Genomic DNA, 17030 nt, shown 5'->3' on the forward strand with positions numbered 1-17030 from the left:
GCTAACAATAAAAGCGCATCGGAGCGAGGTGGCACATGGACAACACAGCATTGACTGCATTGACGTATGGCTTTGATACATTCTACTTCTTGATTTGCGGCGCACTGGTTATGTGGATGGCAGCGGGTTTTGCCATGCTCGAATCCGGCCTGGTACGCGCCAAGAACACCACTGAAATCCTCACCAAAAACATCGCGCTCTATGCGGTAGCGAGTGTGATGTATCTGGTGATTGGTTATCACATCATGTATTCGAGTCCTGAAGGCGGCATTCTGCCAAGCCTGGGTTTCCTGATTGGTGATGAGCACACCGTCGAAGCCGTTCTGGCGGGTGGCGATGATGCCCCTTACTACTCGCTGCGTTCCGACTTCTTCTTCCAGGTTGTGTTTGCTGCAACCTGCATGTCGATCGTTTCGGGTGCAGTTGCCGAGCGTATGAAGCTCTGGGCATTCCTGACCTTCGCGGTGGTGATGACTGGTTTCATCTACCCGGTTCAGGGTTTCTGGAAATGGGGCGCAGGCTTCCTTAACAGCGCTGGTTTCCTCGACTTCGCAGGTTCTGGTGTTGTGCACATGGCGGGCGCTGCTGCTGCTCTGGCCGGTGTACTGCTGCTGGGCGCACGCAAGGGCAAATACGGCCCTAACGGCCAGGTCAATGCGATTCCGGGCTGCAACCTCCCGATGGCGACACTGGGCGCGTTCATCCTGTGGATGGGCTGGTTCGGCTTCAACGGTGGCTCACAGCTGAAAATGAGCACCATCGAAGACGCTAACGCAGTGGCTCAGGTGTTTGTTAACACCAACATGGCAGCTGCCGGCGGCCTGATCGTGGCGCTGATCGTCGCGCGCATTCTGTTCGGCAAGGCCGACCTGACCATGGCACTCAACGGTGCACTGGCTGGCCTGGTGGCAATTACTGCTGAGCCGCTGACCCCGTCTGCCCTGCAAGCCACTCTGATTGGTGGTGTGGGCGGCGTTCTGGTGGTGTTCTCGATTCTTGCTCTGGACAAGCTCAAGCTCGATGACCCGGTGGGTGCGATCTCGGTACACGGTGTGTGCGGTATCTGGGGCCTGTTGGCAGTTTGCCTGACCAACCCGGACGCAACCATTGGTGCTCAGCTGCTGGGTATCGCTTCGATCTTCGCCTGGGTGTTTGTAGCCAGCCTGGTGGTGTGGTCGATCATCAAAGCGGTGATTGGTCTGCGCGTCAGCGAAGAAGAAGAGTACGAAGGTGTCGACATTGCAGAATGCGGCATGGAAGCTTATCCGGAGTTCACCAAGTCCTGATTAGCCAAAAGTTTTAACGAGGGCGCCTCTGGCGCCCTTTGTTTTTTCTGCGGGCACGCTAGAATGCGCGCCGTAGATCCGGGATTGCCATGCAGCCGGATCTGCGTCCGAGCTGACGTCGAAGACTTTGTGCGTCTATGTCATGCAAGGGCATCTGAATTTTTACTGGCGGTGCTTTTAAAACGGCTGCGCTGGGCTATAACTATTCTGCTTTCGCAAGTCATGAGGTTGAACATGAGCGACGAAGATCTGGAACAAGACGATATGGACAGCGTTGAAGAGGACGATAGCGAGGAGCTGGCAACAGCTGACGACATCGATTCTTCTGACGACGATGACGACGGTGAAGTCGTAACCACCAGCAAGAGCAAGACCAAAGCCAAGGCTGCTGTGGATCCGGATGACCTGCCAAGCGTAGAAGCGAAGCAGAAAGAACGTGATGCACTGGCGCAGGCAATGGAAGAGTTTCTGGCGCGTGGTGGCAAGGTGCAGGAAGTCGAACCCAACGTGGTTTCCGATCCGCCCAAAAAGCCCGACAGCAAGTACGGCAGCCGTCCTATCTGATCAGATCCGGGTTGCTGAAAAGTACCCGCCCGCAAGCGGCGTCCGCGGACTTTTCAGCAGTGCCCGGCATAGTGCCGCGCCACGCTCAGGTGTTTTTGCCTGTAGAACAGTGTCGCGGCCTTATGCTATTCCCAGCTATCCAATAGCGCTGGCAGCTCTGCCAGACTATGCACTTCACCGTCTGCAGCTGTTTCGCCCTCCCAGATTCGCCCTTGCGGGTTGAACCAGATCGCACGCAGGCCAGCGGCCTTGGCGCCGCCGATATCATCGCTTTGATGATCGCCGATATGCACCGCATGCTCTGCCGCAACTCCAGCCAGGCGTAACGCCTCTTCAAACGGCTTGGGGTCGGGTTTGCCCACGCCAAGATCTTCCGCGCACAGGGCAAACTGGAAATAGTCGGCCAGTCCCAGCCTGCGCACATCCGCGTTGCCGTTGGTGATCACGCCGAGCTTGTAACGACTCGCCAGCGCTTCCAGCGTTGGATGCACCTCGGCGAACAGCTCGACCTGATGACGCGCCGCGAGAAACACCTGAAAACCGGTTTCAGCCAGGGCCTTAGCCTCGCTTGCAGGGTAGCCAGCACCGCACAGCGCATTCAGCAGAATTCGCCGACGCAGCTCGCTGAGCCGATGCTTCAGGCCAGGCTCCGCTTCCAGCAGGCGATTGCGGATGGCCCACAAGTGCTCGACCGGCACCGCGCCAAGTTTCGGCGCATACATCACCAGCCAGTTACGCAGCGCCGTTTCGGCGTCCTGCATCACCGGAGTAACGTCCCACAGCGTGTCGTCGAGGTCGAAGGTGATTAGCTTGATGGTCATTCAGAGGTGCCTTTACGTTTTGCTCGCGGATGGGCCTGATCGTAGACCGTGGCCAAATGCTGAAAGTCGAGATGGGTGTAGATCTGGGTCGTGGCGATATCAGCATGGCCCAGTAACTCCTGAACCGCGCGCAGATCTTGCGACGACTCGAGAATGTGGCTGGCAAAGGAGTGACGCAGCATGTGCGGATGAACATGCTGGCCCAGCTCGCGCACGCCGGCTTCACGGACCCGCAATTGCACCGCGCGAGCGCCAATGCGTTTGCCTTTTTGGCTGACAAACACCGCGCCGTCCGCAGGATTGCTCAGTACGCGCACGGCCAGCCAGTTTTCCAGCGCCTTGCGGGCCATGCGCCCAACTGGCAGTTCACGGGTCTTGTTGCCCTTACCGATCACGCGCACCAAACCTGCCGGCAGATCGAGGCCGTCGAGATTGAGGCTGACCAACTCGGAGAGGCGCAAACCAGATGAATAGAACAGCTCAAGCATGGCCTGATCGCGCAGGGCGATGAAGTCGTCCTCCACGGCGCCGTCGAGCAATTGCGAGGTGCGATCGGCGTCCAGCGTCTTCGGCAGCCGGCGTTCGCCCTTGGGCGGCATCAGGCCGTTAGCCGGGTCGTGGTGGCAGTAACCCAGACGATTGAGGTATTTGTACAGGCCGCGTGTGGCCGAGAGCAGGCGCGCCAGACTGCGGCCCGATTGACCTTGTTTGTGCAGATGGGCGATCAGGCGCCGCAGGCGGGCTATATCGAGGCCGCTCCAGTCGCTGATCGCTTCGCGCTCGGCAAACTCACGCAGCTTGATCAGGTCGCGGCGGTAGCCATCCAGCGTGTGGCTGGAAACCTGGCGCTCACTGCGCAAGTGCTCAAGGTAGGCGTCCAGCTGGGTTTGCATGATGGCTCCCGGAGGGCGTCGATTGCTGGCGTGGCCTCTTAACGCACCGATCGCAGCGGCGTGGCCAGGCGCGGTAAAACCCGTGCCAGCACCTCGGCGATATAACTCAGAAACAGCGTGCCGACCGAACTCTTGTAGTGCTGTGGATCAGCGCTGCCGATTGCCAAAACGCCATGCTGGCCCTGATGGGAAATGGTCGCGACGGCGGCTGAGCCGACATCGGTCGCAGCGGTTTTACCAAACAGAAATGCCAGCTCGTGTTCGCGCAGGGCGCCAGAGATGGTTTTGCCGCTGGTCATCAGGCCGCCAATGGCTTGCTGGGCTTCGCTGATGGCCATCGAGCGCCCGACCGGCAGAGTTGTTTCGCTGAACAGGATAAGGCTGACGAAGGGCACCTGAAACTCGTTGCGCAGGCTGTCTTCAACCGCGATGACCACTTCTTCAAGGCTGGCAGCATCGAGAATATCGAGGGTCAGGCGGCGGGTTTTCTCGAACAGACGATCATTGTCGCGCGCCACGTCCATCAGCTGAGACAGGCGATGACGCATCTCGATGTTGCGCTCGCGGAGCAGTTTCACCTGCCGTTCAACCAGTGAAATAGTGTCGCCGCGCTGGTGCGGAATGCGCAGCTCGGGGATCAGCTCATCGTGGTCGATGAAGAACTCCGGGTGCAGGCGCAGGTAAGCGGCTACTGTTTCCGAGTCGAGTGGCTTGGGTGAATCCTGCTGGTCTGTCATAAGCGAACCTGTCCTTCGTAGACGCGTACAGCCGGGCCGGTCATCATGACCGATTGGCCGGGGCCTGCCCATTCGATTGTGAGTTTGCCGCCTGGCAATTCCAGTTGCACGGGTGAGTCCATCCAGCCCTGGCTGATCGCCGCGACTGCTGCCGCGCACGCGCCAGTGCCGCACGCCTGGGTTTCCCCGGCGCCACGTTCCCACACGCGCAACTTGCCAAACTGGCGGTCAATCACCTGCAAAAAGCCGACATTGACTCGCTGCGGGAAGCGCGGATGATGTTCGATTTTCGGGCCGAGGCTGTGCACCGGCGCGTTGCCGACGTTATCCACGCGCAACACCGCATGCGGGTTGCCCATCGACACGGCCGCCAACTCGACGCACTGCTCGTCAACCTGCACCTGATAACTCAGCGCCTGTGCCTCGGCCTGGAACGGGATCTGCTCCGGGATCAGGCGGGGCGGGCCCATGTCGACCGTGATCTGGCCGTCATTGCGCACGTTAAGCTCGATGATGCCGCCTTTGGTTTCAACCCGGATGGTGCGCTTGGTGGTCAGGCGCTTGTCCAGTACAAAGCGGGCGAAGCAGCGCGCACCGTTGCCGCATTGTTCGACTTCAGTGCCGTCGGAGTTGAAAATCCGGTAGCGGAAGTCGACATCGGGGTTGCTCGGCGGCTCCACGATCAACAGCTGATCGAAGCCGACGCCCGTGTAGCGGTCGCCCCACTGCTTGGCATTCTTGGGTTGGATATGCGCGTGTTGGCTGACCAGGTCGAGGACCATGAAGTCATTGCCCAGCCCGTGCATTTTGGTAAAACGCAGAAGCATCGCGGTTACTCCGGCAGCCGGCTTTCGCCCGCATAGAGTTCGCTGTAAGTCTCGCGGCTGCGTACTTCCGTGGCGCGGTTGTGGTCCACCATCACTTCGGCCGCACGGCCGCGCGTGTTGTAGTTGGAACTCATCACAAAACCGTAGGCACCGGCCGAGCAAACAGCCAGTAGATCACCTTCGGCCAACGCCAGCTCTCGGTCTTTGGCAAGGAAGTCGCCAGTCTCGCAAATCGGCCCGACAATGTCGTACTGCTGGGTTGCCGCGTCACGTGGCTTGATGGCTTTGACGTCCATCCAGGCCTGATACAGCGCCGGACGGATCAGGTCGTTCATGGCCGCATCGACGATGGCGAAATTCTTGTGTTCGGTGTGCTTGAGGTATTCAACCTGGGTCAGCAGAACGCCGGCGTTGGCGACGATGGAGCGACCCGGCTCGAACACCAGTGCCACGTCACGGCCTGCCAGACGCTCGCGTACCGCTTTGATGTAGTCACCGGCCAGTGGCGGCTCTTCATCGCGGTACTGCACGCCCAAGCCGCCACCCAGATCCAGATGCTTGATCTGGATGCCGTTTTCGGCAAGGCGGTCGACCAGAACCAGCAGGCGGTCCAGCGCATCGAGGAACGGCGGCAGCGTGGTCAGCTGCGAGCCAATGTGGCAATCGACGCCGATAATCTGCAGGTTCTCAAGCTCGGCTGCACGGGCATAAACCGCTTCGGCTTCGCTGATGGCGATACCAAACTTGTTCTCTTTGAGACCGGTCGAAATATACGGGTGAGTGCCCGCGTCGACGTCCGGGTTGACCCGCAGCGAAACCGGAGCCTTGACCTTCATCTCGGCCGCTACTTCCTGCAGGCGCTCAAGCTCGTCGCGTGATTCGACGTTGAAGCAATGCACGCCAACACTCAGCGCACGGCGCATGTCGTCGCGGGTTTTACCCACACCGGAAAACACGATCTTGTCCGGCGTGCCGCCAGCGGCCAGTACACGCTCAAGCTCACCGCGCGAGACAATATCGAAACCCGAACCGAGGCGCGCCAGAACATTCAGCACCGCGAGGTTGGAGTTGGCCTTGACCGCAAAACACACCAGATGCGGCATGCCCTGCAACGCGTCGGCGTAAGCGTTGTATTGCGCTTCAATGTGCGCACGCGAGTAAACATACGTCGGCGTACCAAAGCGTTCGGCAATGGCGGACAACGCCACGCCTTCCGCGAACAGTTCACCGTCGCGGTAGTTGAAAACGTTCATATTCCGTCCCTATTCGGTCTGCGCTGCGTCGGCTTGGCTGTCATCCGGCAAATACAGGGGGCCTTTCTGGCCACAGCCTGAGAGCAGGGAAGTGACGGCGACGAGCGCGATAAAGGCGGTAAGCAGTCGCTTCATGGGGAAATCCTTGTAATAAATCACTATTGCGCCCGAGTATACCGACCCCCTGCCAGCTTGCCTATGCGCTGGGGTTTCCGTCTGGCGGGGCTTTGCTGCACGGGTAAATGCTTGGGCCATAGGCGCCGGTGAGCTGGGCGGGCGAGTCACCGTAACCTGTATGGGGCTGTTTAGCTGTGATGGTTTTTTGCACAATAGGCGCAGCCCGCCCGGGCTTTGGCGTCTGAAATGCGCTTTTGCGGCTGGGTGGCGGGATCATCAGGCACAATAAAGCGTGCGCCAAGGGTGCCGCGCAAGCCTTGCTCGGCTATGCTGCGAGCCAATTCAGGTGGTGCTGGCCAATTGTCAGCGTGGCAAATTATCGTTTTTGTAGAACAGAGGTAGTGCGCAATGAGTTTGACCGAAGCCCGCTTTCACGATTTGGTGGATGCCGCACAGCAAGCGGTAGAAGACATTTTCGATGACAGCGATCTGGATATAGATCTGGAAAATTCGGCGGGCGTACTCACTGTACGTTTCGAGAACGGCACACAATTGATCCTCAGCCGTCAGGAAGCGATCCGCCAGTTGTGGGTTGCTGCGCGTTCGGGTGGTTTCCACTTCGATTACGATCAGGACTCCGACCGCTGGATCTGCGACAGCAGCGATGAGCTGTTGGGCGAAATGCTGGTGCGCATTACTCAGGAGCAGTCCGGCGCCGATCTGGAGTTCGATGAACTCTGATTCTCCAGCAGGCCTGTTCGTGGCTGCGGCCTAACCTGCGATAGCCTGGGGCAATTATGCCCGATAAGGCACCGGCATCATGACCGCACGGTCTTGTTTATTTAAATGGCTGTGATACGGTCAGGCTGCGTGTTTATCAAACCCCGTCTCTGAGGCGGGGTTTTGCTTTTTTCAGGATTAAATTTTCGCAAGTCAATCAGGAGAGCTGCCTTCATCATGAGTAACACCACACCGTCGATCACGATTACCCGCCTCGACATGCAGCGCCTTGAGCGCCTGCTCGACAGCCTTGAAGATTTTGGTCCGGGCGCAGAAGCCTTGCAGGATGAACTGGACCGCGCCGAAGTCGTGGGTCCGGATGAAGTGCCAGCGGGTGTGGTCACCATGAACTCGCGCGTGCATTGCCGCGAAGAAGTCAGCGGCAAGGACTATCACCTCACGCTGGTTTATCCACAGGATGCGGGCGGCGAAGGCAAGGTTTCTATTCTTGCGCCGGTGGGCAGCGCCTTGCTGGGCCTCACTGTGGGCCAGCAGATTGACTGGACTTCGCCGACAGGCAAAGTGCTCAAACTGACCCTGCTCGAAGTCGAATATCAGCCAGAAGCGGCGGGCGATATCGGCGTCTGATTCCCTCGCTAACGGGGCTGGGCGTTGAGTTTGGGGCTGCTTAGCGCCTTGTTCAGCGCCAACTCCAGTGTGGTTTTGTAACGCAGCGCCTGCACCGTCTGCATCGGTTTTTGCTGGTCTACAGCCGTGTAGTCGATATCGCTGATGTAGCACGGATAGTTTTCGTCAGCTTTGCGTTGTGCGAGTATCTCGCGGGCCACGGCGACGAACAGACCTTCGGCGTATTCCAGCGCCGAGAATTCGCGGTGATTGCAATACAACGTCACCTGCAAACGCTTGCCAGCGCCTGGCTCGATAATCGCCTGAATATCGTAAAACGGATCACTCACGGTCGAGCGTTGCAGCTCGATGCGCTGCACGCCTGTGACCATGCCATTGTTGTTGCAGAGCAATTGGTAATACACCACCTCAAGTTCATCCGGCGACGTTGACGGGTCGAGCTGGCCGCGCGCGCTGCGCCGGAACAGCAGCGATTGCAGCAGACGATCCAGCGGGATCAACAGGTGTTGCTCGCTTTGCAGCGGGCAGCGCTGGCGCCACAAGGCATTGTGCTCGTCGAGCACGCTGATCTCGGCTTCCTGAGTTTGCGTAAACAGGCGGTAGAACACCTGAATACAATCAGTGCGGGCACTGCCGAGAATCAGTCTGAGATCGTCGCGGGGCAGGGCATTGCTGTCCAGCCGCAAATCGACAAATTGGCTTTGTGGCTGGCCTAGGTAATCCACCAGTGCCGCGCGGTTTTTCAGCGCTACATGGCGCACTTGCCTGGGGACCAACTCGAGCACGTGATACTGATGCTGGATCTGCAACAGAAAGCGACTCGGCCTTGCCGCGCGATAGTGTTTCTGGCTTTCGATAAACAGGCTTTCAACGCGTTTGGTAATGGTATTGGCGCGGTTGCGGCAGAAGCATTTCACGCTCAGCGCAGGCAGCTCTGCATTCACCGGTAGCGTATCAAGGTGATCGCGCAAGCAGTCGAGGAGTGCATTGGGCCCCTGATAATGTTTGACCTGCACCTCGTTCCAGCTGTTGAGCGTGACGCGGTCTATGCACTGCACCAGATTGTCCTGCGCGCCCGAGTAATTCAGTGCATCGGTCTGGTCGGTGGCCAGATGAACATTCAATTGGCTGTGCTGTTTCAGCGGGTCTATGCCGACATTCACCAGCAACAACACTGAGCGCGGGATGCTGCTGCGCAGGAGTTCGTCTTCCGTGGCGGTGGCCAGCGGCAGTTTGATGGTCTGTTGCAGGCTGTCGAGCAGATTGGCCAGCTCGAACTCGCTCAGGTCGCTGCTGCCCGGATGCAATGACAAGTGCGTGCCGCTGTCGATAACCCCGTTACGATGGCACCAGGTAAGCAGCGCGATCAGGTTGCTGGTGCGTTTTAACGGCGCAAAATTGCTGATCTCGCTGGCCACCAGATTGCCGCTGTAAAGTGCCCATTGCGTGGGCTCTGCAGTGTCTGACTGGGCATGTTGAACCAGCGTCAGTGCATCCTCGCCCAAGTCGGGCGCTATCCCCGGATTGAAGAATTCGATCTTGCCCGGGCGCCGTTCAAAGGCGGCATACAAACGCCTGCCCAGTAGCGCTAGGTCGCGCTTGCTGGTCGAGGTGCTGATCTTCAGGTCGGCGGCGAATTTCTGCAGGAAGCGATAGCTGTAGGTCAGCTCGTTGATCAGCATGCGGCGCTCGTTACTGACCTGACGAAGTTTCCACTGGCTGCGGCTGTCGAGCAGGCGCAACTGGCGTTCATCCCACTGCCATTCCCGGCACAACTTTTCGAGGAGCACGCGTTGCCAGCTTTTCTGGCGGTTGCGCGGCGGTCGGCTGAGCATGCGGTTAACTTTCAGGTACAGGCAGCGACGCACCATCTCCAGCCGCTCGCTGCTCTGACTGGTGCTCAAATATTCTTCCAGCCGGCGATACACCACCAGATATGGATCGAGTTCATTGAGGTCGAGTTGGTTGGCGTACACCGCGCGCTTGAAGCGCGAGGCCAGGCACTCGACCTGCGGATGCTCGCTGGCGTAAACCTCGGTGAGCAGCAGTTTTAACGCGGACTTGTAAGGCGACTCGATGCCCTTGAACAACTGCCACATACCGGCACCGACGAACTCATTCGGCGGGATGTGCGCCAGATGGCCAAAGTCGATGACCTCGTCAGCAGCAACGAAGCGCTTGCTCAGCAGTTGATGGGTGTAGTCGTCATAACGGTGCTCTTCAAACGCTGGCACCAGCCACCAAAGTGGTGTGCGGCCGGCGAGCCAGATCGCCGTGCGATAGAACTCGTCGAGCAGCAGGTAATGCTGGGTCGTGCCACAGTCATCCGAGGTCAGGCGGGCATCGCGCTCGGCTTGCCGGAAACGCTGCGGGTCGACCAGAAACACATGCAGTTGCGCGCCCATGCTGATCGCCCACTGTTCGAGCAGCCGGGCTTTATTGCGCAGCTCTGCCAGCCCTTGTTCATCAATGTCCGGGGCATGGCACAGCCATACATCCATGTCGCTCTGTTCCGCTTGCGCCAGCGTGCCGAGACTGCCCATCAAAAACAGCCCGTGCAGCGCTCTGGGCGCCATTCTTGGCAGCGGTTTGTAGGTGAACGAGCGCGTTAAACGCTGCGCCTCGGCCAGCGCCTCGTTGTCTGGCTGATAGGCGCTGAGCCCGGCAGGCGTTAGTCCGCTGACATAACCGGGCAGCAAAGGATGGTTTACATCAAACAGCAGCGGCAGCAGCTTTATCACGGCCCGCTGCCTTGCCGAGAGTGGTTGCAGGGCGCGCAGCAGGCGGCCTTGATTGATGCTCATGAATCGCGCGCGCAACTGGCTCAGGACTTTACGGTCGATACCGTCGTCTAGGTCTGGGCGGAGTTCTTGGTTGCGCGTCATGTTCAGGCTCGACTGCAGATGCCTGTAAGGCTCTTCGGGCGGAATAGGTCTAGACGCTATATCGCCCAGCCGCCGGATTTCTTAAGGCAATCGGCGGTTGGGCTTGGGGAGGGCGGGTTAAGCGGTTTCTTTGCTGGTAAGAATAATCAACAGGGCTTGCGCGTGTTCGGCGGCATCATGGCCCAGGCCGGTCAGGTAACCGCCATCTTCGCGGCTGATCATGCCTTTTTCGTGCAGTCTTTTTGCCGCCGCCACTGCGGTGGGCGCTGCGGTTTGGTGAACCTTGATGCCTTCCTGCGTGCTGTCCATGTTGAAGAGCGACAGAATTTCCAGCTCGGCAATTAACTCAGGGGTATAGGCCATAGGTACTCCACTTGTTGTAGTCACCGCCACTCGGGCGGCGTTCGGGATGTATATGGGTACAGACGCGGTGACGGCGCCGTACGAAACCTAGTGCTGCGGCATTGCTTGTGTGAGGAATCATTAAACAGGCGGTTTGACGTTAGCACGAACTTGCTGCTTTGCTCCATGCGCTAATGGTCAGTCTTCATTCAGCGCGCATCGGGCTTGCCGTGTTTCCCTGTAGTGTAGTTAGGCGCGGGTTGGTCTGCTGCCTGAGTGTGTTGCCAATGATCAAGAATTTGCAGATAACGGCCGTCTGCACGAATGGCGCGCATGCCCCGATCAAACTGCTGGATGAGTGTGGGCGAGTGCGGATTAACCCGCGAAAAGCTCAGGTAGAGCTTGGGTCTTGCGACGATGAGCAGCGGTTTGAATTCGTCGGTCAGGTCGTTGTACTCACGGAACAGACTGTGCGCAACGGTGCGAAACGCCACCACGAAGTCGACGCGGTTATGTTCAACCATGCGAAAGCCATGCAGATCGCGTCGCACAAAGACTCGCTTGAAGCGGGTGTCGCTGTCGAACCCGGTGCCGTACTCGTAGCCGCTGGTGACGGCTATCGAGTGGCCGGCCAACTGCGTCGGGGTAATCGAGGCGAGCGGGTAATCCTTGCGTGCCCACAGCACAATGTCATCGCTGAACAAGGGCTCTTCAGGCAGCAGATATTGGGCGCGGGTACTGGCAGTGGGCGTGGTGTTGAAACAGCCGGCCAGCACACCCTTGAGGCTAAGCTGCATGCAACGCGTGTAGGGGTAGGATTGCAATTCGATCTGCGCGCCGCCGGCGGCAAAGGCGGCGCGGACAATATCAACCGACATGCCCTGAATATGCTCATCGCGTAGCGCGCTGAACGGATACCAGTCGTCTTCGGCGCCGATTCTGATGCGCTCATCGGCGGCCACGTAACTCCCTGAACTCAACAGCAGCAATGCGCTCAGCAAGCTCATACCCAGAAATGAGGTTAGTGAGGTGCTTTGCCTATCACGGCTGCGGCCGCCGACATGATTCAGGGGTTTTATCAATTGCTCTCATCGTCCTCCGGCAACTGCGGCAGGGCACGCAAAAGCTGCTCGTAACGTGCGCTGTCAAAGGGGCGATCTTCAGCAAACATGCGGTTGACTTCATTGGCCAGAACCATGGCCATCATCTCCACGCTGTCTGCACGCTCATAACCCACCAGCGTCAGTTTATTCAGAGTGGCCTGAGCGGCTGCTGGTTCCCCGGCTTCCAGTTGATTTTCGATGGCTTCGATCAGTTTGTCAGCGGCAAACGATTCATCATCATTGTCTATTTCGCTCATGGTAGTGCTCGCAATTTAAAGAGTTAATCAAGTTTGCCAGTGTGCGCTTTGCTGCGCTATTCATCCCGTCTATCCGCGTGCAGTCTGGCGCGCGTTCGGTGCTATAAGTATTGACCCGCAGTCACCTTCTGGAGCGCCCGAAATGTTCAAACTGCACGGTTTTGCCGTTAGCAATTACTACAACATGGTCAAGCTCGCCCTGCTGGAAAAGGGCATGGAGTTTGAGGAAGTTCTGGCATTTGCCGAAAAGACGCCTGAGTTCTATGCCAAAAGCCCGCGCGGCAAAGTGCCGGTGCTTGAGGTCGAACAGGGGTTTATCAGCGAAACCAGCGCCATTCTTGAACATCTGGAGGCTTGCGGCAGTGGCAAAGCGCTCTTGCCAGCCGAGCCTTTTGCGCGCTCTCAAGTCCGCGCTCTGATGCGCGAAATTGAGCTGTATATCGAACTGCCTGCCCGCATGTGTTATCCCGAAGCCTTCTTTGGTATGCAGGTGCCGGATGCAATCAAGGAGCGGACCAAGGCCGAGTTGCTGGATGGCTTTGCCGCGCTCAAGCGCCATGGACGTTTTAGCCCGTATGTGGCGGGTGATACGTTTACCTTGGCGGATATCTACTTTTTGTACAGCGTGGATTTAGCCTGTGCGGTGGGGAAAACCGTGTTCGGTCTTGATCTGCTGGCAGACTTCCCGCAGGCGGCGCAGCTGCTCGCGAAGCTCAACGGCAATGCCAATGTGCAGGCAATTGCGGCCGCTAAAGAGGCGCAGATGCCAGAGTTTCTGGCGATGATCAGGGCGCGGGCGCAGGGCTAGTACAAATCAAGGGTCAGATCAGGCCCGCCGCGAGCCTGATCTGACATCCCGCCTGTTAGCGGCTGGCCAGCAACTGCTCGCCGCGCTTAACGGCTGCGCGAACTTGCGCAGGTGCGGTGCCGCCGATGTGGTCACGCGCTTGCACCGAGCCTTCCAGCGTCAGAACGGCAAATACATCCTGCTCGATCTGATCGCTGAACTGGCGAAGTTCTTCAAGGCTCATCTCGGCCAGGTCTTTGCCAGTGTCTACGCCGTACTTCACGGCGTGGCCGACAATTTCGTGGCAGTCGCGGAAAGGCAGGCCTTTGCGAACCAGATAATCAGCCAAATCCGTTGCGGTCGAGAAACCGCGCAATGCCGCTTCACGCATGATCGCGTGCTTGGGCTTGATGGCTGGAATCATGTCGGCGAAGGCGCGCAGGCTGTCACGCAGCGTATCGGCGGCATCGAACAGCGGCTCTTTGTCTTCCTGATTGTCCTTGTTGTACGCCAGCGGCTGGCCTTTCATCAGGGTCAGCAGGCCGGTAAGGGCGCCAAATACCCGGCCGGTCTTGCCGCGTACCAGCTCCGGTACATCCGGGTTTTTCTTCTGCGGCATGATCGAGCTGCCGGTGCAGAAACGGTCTGGCAGTTCGATGAACTGGAACTGCGCGCTGGTCCACAACACCAGCTCTTCGGAGAAACGCGAGAGGTGCATCATCGCCACGCTGGCCGCCGCGCAAAATTCGATGGCGAAGTCGCGGTCGGAAACGCCGTCCAGTGAGTTGCCGCTGATGGCTTCAAAGCCCAGTAGCTCAGCCGTGATTTCGCGCTGAATCGGGTAGGTGGTGCCGGCCAGTGCCGCTGAGCCCAACGGCATGCGGTTGGTGCGCTTGCGGCAGTCGACCAGACGCTCGTAGTCACGCGAGAGCATCTCGAACCACGCCAGCAGATGATGACCAAAGGTCACGGGCTGCGCGGTCTGCAGGTGGGTGAAACCGGGCATGATGGTTTCGGCTTCACGCTCGGCTTGTTCCAGCAGGCCTTTTTGCAGGCGGGTGATTTCTGCCAGGATCAGGTCAATTTCGTCGCGCAACCACAGGCGGATATCGGTAGCCACCTGATCGTTACGGCTGCGGCCGGTGTGCAGTTTTTTGCCGGTGATGCCAATCAGGTCGGTCAGGCGCGCTTCAATGTTCATGTGAACGTCTTCGCGCTCAATGCTCCACTCGAACTGGCCCGCTTCGATCTCGGCCTGAACCTTGTGCAGGCCGTCGATGATGGTGTCGCGCTCGTCTTCTGTCAGTACCGACGCTTTGCAGAGCATGGTCGCATGGGCAATGGAGCCCATGATGTCATGGCGGTAAAGGCGTTTGTCGAACTCAACGGATGCTGTAAAACGGGCGACGAAGGCGTCGACTGGCTCGCTGAAGCGGCCGCCCCAGGATTGATTGGTCTTTTCAGTACTCATGGGATTCGCTCGGCTGGTGCGCTGTTCCATGCAAGTGGTATGGCAAGGTGCGGAAAAAGCCTCGTACAACCTGCCAAGCACTGCATGAGCTAAAAGTTCGTCGATAATAACAGGGTCGCAGCTAAATTCGTTTGTCAGGATGCGTTAACGGTCATTTGCCGGGTGCGCCTCGGAATGCACTGTGGTTCACACTTTGCAGCGCCAGTGCTTTTTTACAGGAGCCTTTGCGCAGGTAAAGCGCGACGATAGCGCCTGCACAAAATAGCCGCAAAGTTGTGTTCACAAACACGCCCCGTGGCATTTCTGATGGTGCAGTTTTTGGCGCTGGGAACACTTGCCTGGCGCTTTGCTTTGTTCAGCAAGAATGGTCTTGCACGCTGCGTATGCAGCTCACGCGGAATCCGGGTTGATGCTTAATAAGAAAACCAACAATCACGTGGCGGCAGTCGACGAATTTTTTGTGCCCGAGCTTTGCAAGCCGGAAGCCTTGCTGAGCATGGTTTTACTCGCCGAATTACTGGTTTTTGTACTGGTATTGGCAGAGCCGATGGTGCCGGTGTTCAACTGGGTCAGGCTGGCGCTTGCCTCATTATTTGTGCAATGGATTTTGCTATTGTCGGCAGCCCTGCTTTGTCAGTTACGCCCGGTAATGGCGCGCATGCCGACACCCTTGGCCGCATTAATGTGCTGTTCCATCGTGGTCGGGCTAACGCTGATTTGCACCGCCGTCGCCGATTATTTTTCCCTTGGCGGCCAGCTGGCACGCCAGGGTGAAGTGAATTTATACCTGCGACATGCGCTGATCAGCCTGATCATGTCCGCACTACTGCTACGCTATTTTTATCTGCAGAGTCAGTGGCGTAAGCAGGAGCAGGCCGAATTGCGTGCGCGCATCGAGTCCTTGCAAGCGCGGATTCGTCCGCATTTTCTGTTTAACAGCCTTAACAGTATTGCCAGCCTGGTGGTGGTCGATCCCTATAAGGCCGAGCAAGCGGTACTGGATCTGTCGGATTTGTTTCGAGCCAGTCTGGCCAAGCCCGGCAGCCTGGTTTCGTGGAGTGAAGAGCTGGAGTTGGCGAAACGATATTTGTCGATCGAACACTATCGGCTTGGCGAGCGTCTACAGTTGCAATGGGAAGTTGCTGATGTACCGGATGATTTGCCGATTCCTCAACTGACACTACAACCATTACTGGAGAATGCATTGATCTATGGCATCCAGCCGCGCATAGAAGGTGGCAAGGTTTGTATCGACGCCAGCTATAGTGAAGGCGTGTTTCAGTTGATCGTGAGCAATCCGTATGACGCGGGTGCCGAAACGGCGCCCTCCAATGGAACGCATCAGGCATTGGATAACATTGATGCACGTCTTACGGCACTTTTTGGACCTCGGGCCAGTCTCAGCGTGGAGCGCCGTGACGGTCGACACTACACCCGTCTACGCTATCCTTGTGCGAGACTCACGCAGGAAGCCAGAGCACTATGAATGTCCTGATCGTCGATGACGAACCCTTAGCGCGTGAACGCCTTAGCCGAATGGTGGGCGAACTTGATGGTTACCGTGTTCTTGAGCCGGCTGCGAGCAACGGCGAAGAAGCACTGAGCCTGATCGACAGTTTGAAACCGGATGTGGTCCTGCTCGACATCCGTATGCCGGGCCTTGATGGCCTGCAAGTGGCGGCCAAGCTTTGCGAACGCGATGCCCCGCCAGCGGTTATCTTTTGTACAGCGCATGATGAATTTGCCCTTGAGGCATTTCAGGTCAGCGCTGTGGGGTATCTGGTGAAACCGGTGCGCCCGGAGCATCTGGTTGAGGCGCTGAAAAAGGCTGAGCGGCCCAACCGTGTGCAGCTGGCGGCCTTGACTCGTCCGGCAGCCGTTTCCGGTGGCGAACCCCGCACCCATATTAGTGCCCGTACCCGCAAAGGCATCGAGCTGATTCCGCTGGATCAAGTGGTCTATTTCATTGCCGACCACAAATACGTGACCCTGCGTCATGAGCAAGGCGAAGTCCTGCTTGATGAGCCGCTGAAAGCGCTTGAAGATGAATTCGGCGACAGGTTTGTGCGAATTCACCGTAACGCCTTGGTCGCCCGTGATCGTATCGAGCGCCTGCAACGCACACCTCTCGGCCATTTCCAGTTGTATCTGAAAGGCTTGAATGGCGATGCGCTGGTTGTCAGCCGGCGTCACGTGGCGGGCGTTCGCAAACTTATGAGCGCGCTGTAGCCTCCGGTATTGGTTGCGGCTGGTTGTCGCGACCCATGCTGCGATGCGTCGCAGCGGGAGGTCGCCACTGGCATAGCCTGTTATTATCTG

18 protein-coding genes are annotated in these 17030 nt (G+C 58.2%); 7 read left to right on the plus strand and 11 right to left on the minus strand.

Annotated features, from left to right (window positions below; all coding sequences use genetic code 11):
* The first annotated feature begins 35 nt into the window (after window positions 1-35).
* Window positions 36-1286 carry an ammonium transporter gene (locus tag BM395_RS06690; RefSeq protein ID WP_069898495.1) on the plus strand — a complete coding sequence of 417 codons (1251 nt, stop codon included), beginning with the start codon at window positions 36-38 and terminating at the stop codon, window positions 1284-1286.
* Window positions 1287-1520: 234 nt separating this feature from the next.
* On the plus strand, window positions 1521-1850 hold the full coding sequence (gene sutA / locus BM395_RS06695) for a transcriptional regulator SutA (RefSeq protein ID WP_090509995.1): 330 nt from the start codon (window positions 1521-1523) through the stop codon (window positions 1848-1850).
* A gap of 125 nt (window positions 1851-1975) precedes the next feature.
* On the opposite strand, the gene BM395_RS06700 is transcribed toward sutA, so the two are convergent.
* Genes BM395_RS06700 through lptM form a run of 6 tightly spaced genes read right to left on the minus strand, consistent with a single transcriptional unit; the run spans window position 1976 to window position 6516 of the window.
* On the minus strand, window positions 1976-2671 hold the full coding sequence (locus BM395_RS06700; protein ID WP_090509997.1) for an HAD family hydrolase: 696 nt from the start codon (window positions 2669-2671) through the stop codon (window positions 1976-1978).
* On the minus strand, window positions 2668-3564 hold the full coding sequence (gene xerC, locus BM395_RS06705; protein WP_090509999.1) for a tyrosine recombinase XerC: 897 nt from the start codon (window positions 3562-3564) through the stop codon (window positions 2668-2670). The genes BM395_RS06700 and xerC overlap by 4 nt, the downstream gene beginning before the upstream one ends.
* Window positions 3565-3602: 38 nt before the next feature.
* A complete protein-coding gene (locus BM395_RS06710) occupies window positions 3603-4301 on the minus strand; it encodes a DUF484 family protein (protein WP_069898491.1) in 699 nt (232 codons plus the stop codon).
* Window positions 4298-5128, minus strand: a complete 831-nt coding sequence (gene dapF / locus BM395_RS06715; RefSeq protein WP_069898490.1) for a diaminopimelate epimerase — start codon at window positions 5126-5128, stop codon at window positions 4298-4300. The genes BM395_RS06710 and dapF overlap by 4 nt, the downstream gene beginning before the upstream one ends.
* 5 nt (window positions 5129-5133) lie before the next feature.
* Window positions 5134-6381: a diaminopimelate decarboxylase gene (gene lysA / locus BM395_RS06720; RefSeq protein ID WP_069898489.1), complete on the minus strand. Its 1248-nt coding sequence runs from the start codon at window positions 6379-6381 to the stop codon at window positions 5134-5136.
* 9 nt (window positions 6382-6390) lie between these two features.
* Window positions 6391-6516, minus strand: coding sequence for an LPS translocon maturation chaperone LptM (gene lptM, locus BM395_RS06725; protein ID WP_075723223.1), 126 nt, complete (start codon window positions 6514-6516; stop codon window positions 6391-6393).
* Between the two features lie 390 nt (window positions 6517-6906).
* On the opposite strand from lptM, the gene cyaY reads away from it, so the two are divergent.
* The gene (cyaY, locus tag BM395_RS06730; protein ID WP_069898488.1) at window positions 6907-7239 is read left to right on the plus strand and encodes an iron donor protein CyaY; all 333 of its coding nucleotides are present in this window, start codon (window positions 6907-6909) and stop codon (window positions 7237-7239) included.
* Window positions 7240-7455: 216 nt separating this feature from the next.
* Window positions 7456-7866 carry a nucleoside diphosphate kinase regulator gene (gene rnk / locus BM395_RS06735; protein WP_069898487.1) on the plus strand — a complete coding sequence of 137 codons (411 nt, stop codon included), beginning with the start codon at window positions 7456-7458 and terminating at the stop codon, window positions 7864-7866.
* 8 nt (window positions 7867-7874) lie between these two features.
* Here the strand turns inward: rnk and BM395_RS06740 are convergent, their stop codons facing one another.
* The 4 genes from BM395_RS06740 to BM395_RS06755 form a co-directional block, all read right to left on the minus strand.
* Window positions 7875-10751 (minus strand): class I adenylate cyclase, encoded by a 2877-nt coding sequence (locus BM395_RS06740; RefSeq protein ID WP_090510001.1) that lies wholly within the window; start codon window positions 10749-10751, stop codon window positions 7875-7877.
* Between the two features lie 117 nt (window positions 10752-10868).
* Complete coding sequence (locus BM395_RS06745; RefSeq protein WP_069898485.1) at window positions 10869-11114, minus strand: TIGR02647 family protein; 246 nt, start codon at window positions 11112-11114, stop codon at window positions 10869-10871.
* 188 nt (window positions 11115-11302) lie between these two features.
* Window positions 11303-12100, minus strand: coding sequence for a substrate-binding periplasmic protein (locus BM395_RS06750; protein WP_090510004.1), 798 nt, complete (start codon window positions 12098-12100; stop codon window positions 11303-11305).
* A gap of 71 nt (window positions 12101-12171) precedes the next feature.
* Window positions 12172-12453, minus strand: a complete 282-nt coding sequence (locus tag BM395_RS06755) for a hypothetical protein (protein ID WP_069898483.1) — start codon at window positions 12451-12453, stop codon at window positions 12172-12174.
* 142 nt (window positions 12454-12595) lie between these two features.
* Between BM395_RS06755 and BM395_RS06760 the strand changes: the two genes are divergently transcribed.
* A complete protein-coding gene (locus BM395_RS06760; RefSeq protein WP_090510007.1) occupies window positions 12596-13261 on the plus strand; it encodes a glutathione S-transferase family protein in 666 nt (221 codons plus the stop codon).
* Between the two features lie 55 nt (window positions 13262-13316).
* On the opposite strand, the gene argH is transcribed toward BM395_RS06760, so the two are convergent.
* Window positions 13317-14711: an argininosuccinate lyase gene (gene argH, locus BM395_RS06765; RefSeq protein WP_090510009.1), complete on the minus strand. Its 1395-nt coding sequence runs from the start codon at window positions 14709-14711 to the stop codon at window positions 13317-13319.
* 409 nt (window positions 14712-15120) lie between these two features.
* Here argH and BM395_RS06770 point away from each other — a divergent pair, with 409 nt between their 5' ends.
* A complete protein-coding gene (locus BM395_RS06770) occupies window positions 15121-16197 on the plus strand; it encodes a sensor histidine kinase (protein ID WP_090510012.1) in 1077 nt (358 codons plus the stop codon).
* On the plus strand, window positions 16194-16940 hold the full coding sequence (locus BM395_RS06775) for a LytR/AlgR family response regulator transcription factor (protein WP_069898479.1): 747 nt from the start codon (window positions 16194-16196) through the stop codon (window positions 16938-16940). The genes BM395_RS06770 and BM395_RS06775 overlap by 4 nt, the downstream gene beginning before the upstream one ends.
* Window positions 16941-17030 lie beyond the last annotated feature (90 nt).

This window comes from Pseudomonas marincola (genome assembly GCF_900116605.1).
GTDB lineage: Bacteria > Pseudomonadota > Gammaproteobacteria > Pseudomonadales > Pseudomonadaceae > Aquipseudomonas > Aquipseudomonas marincola.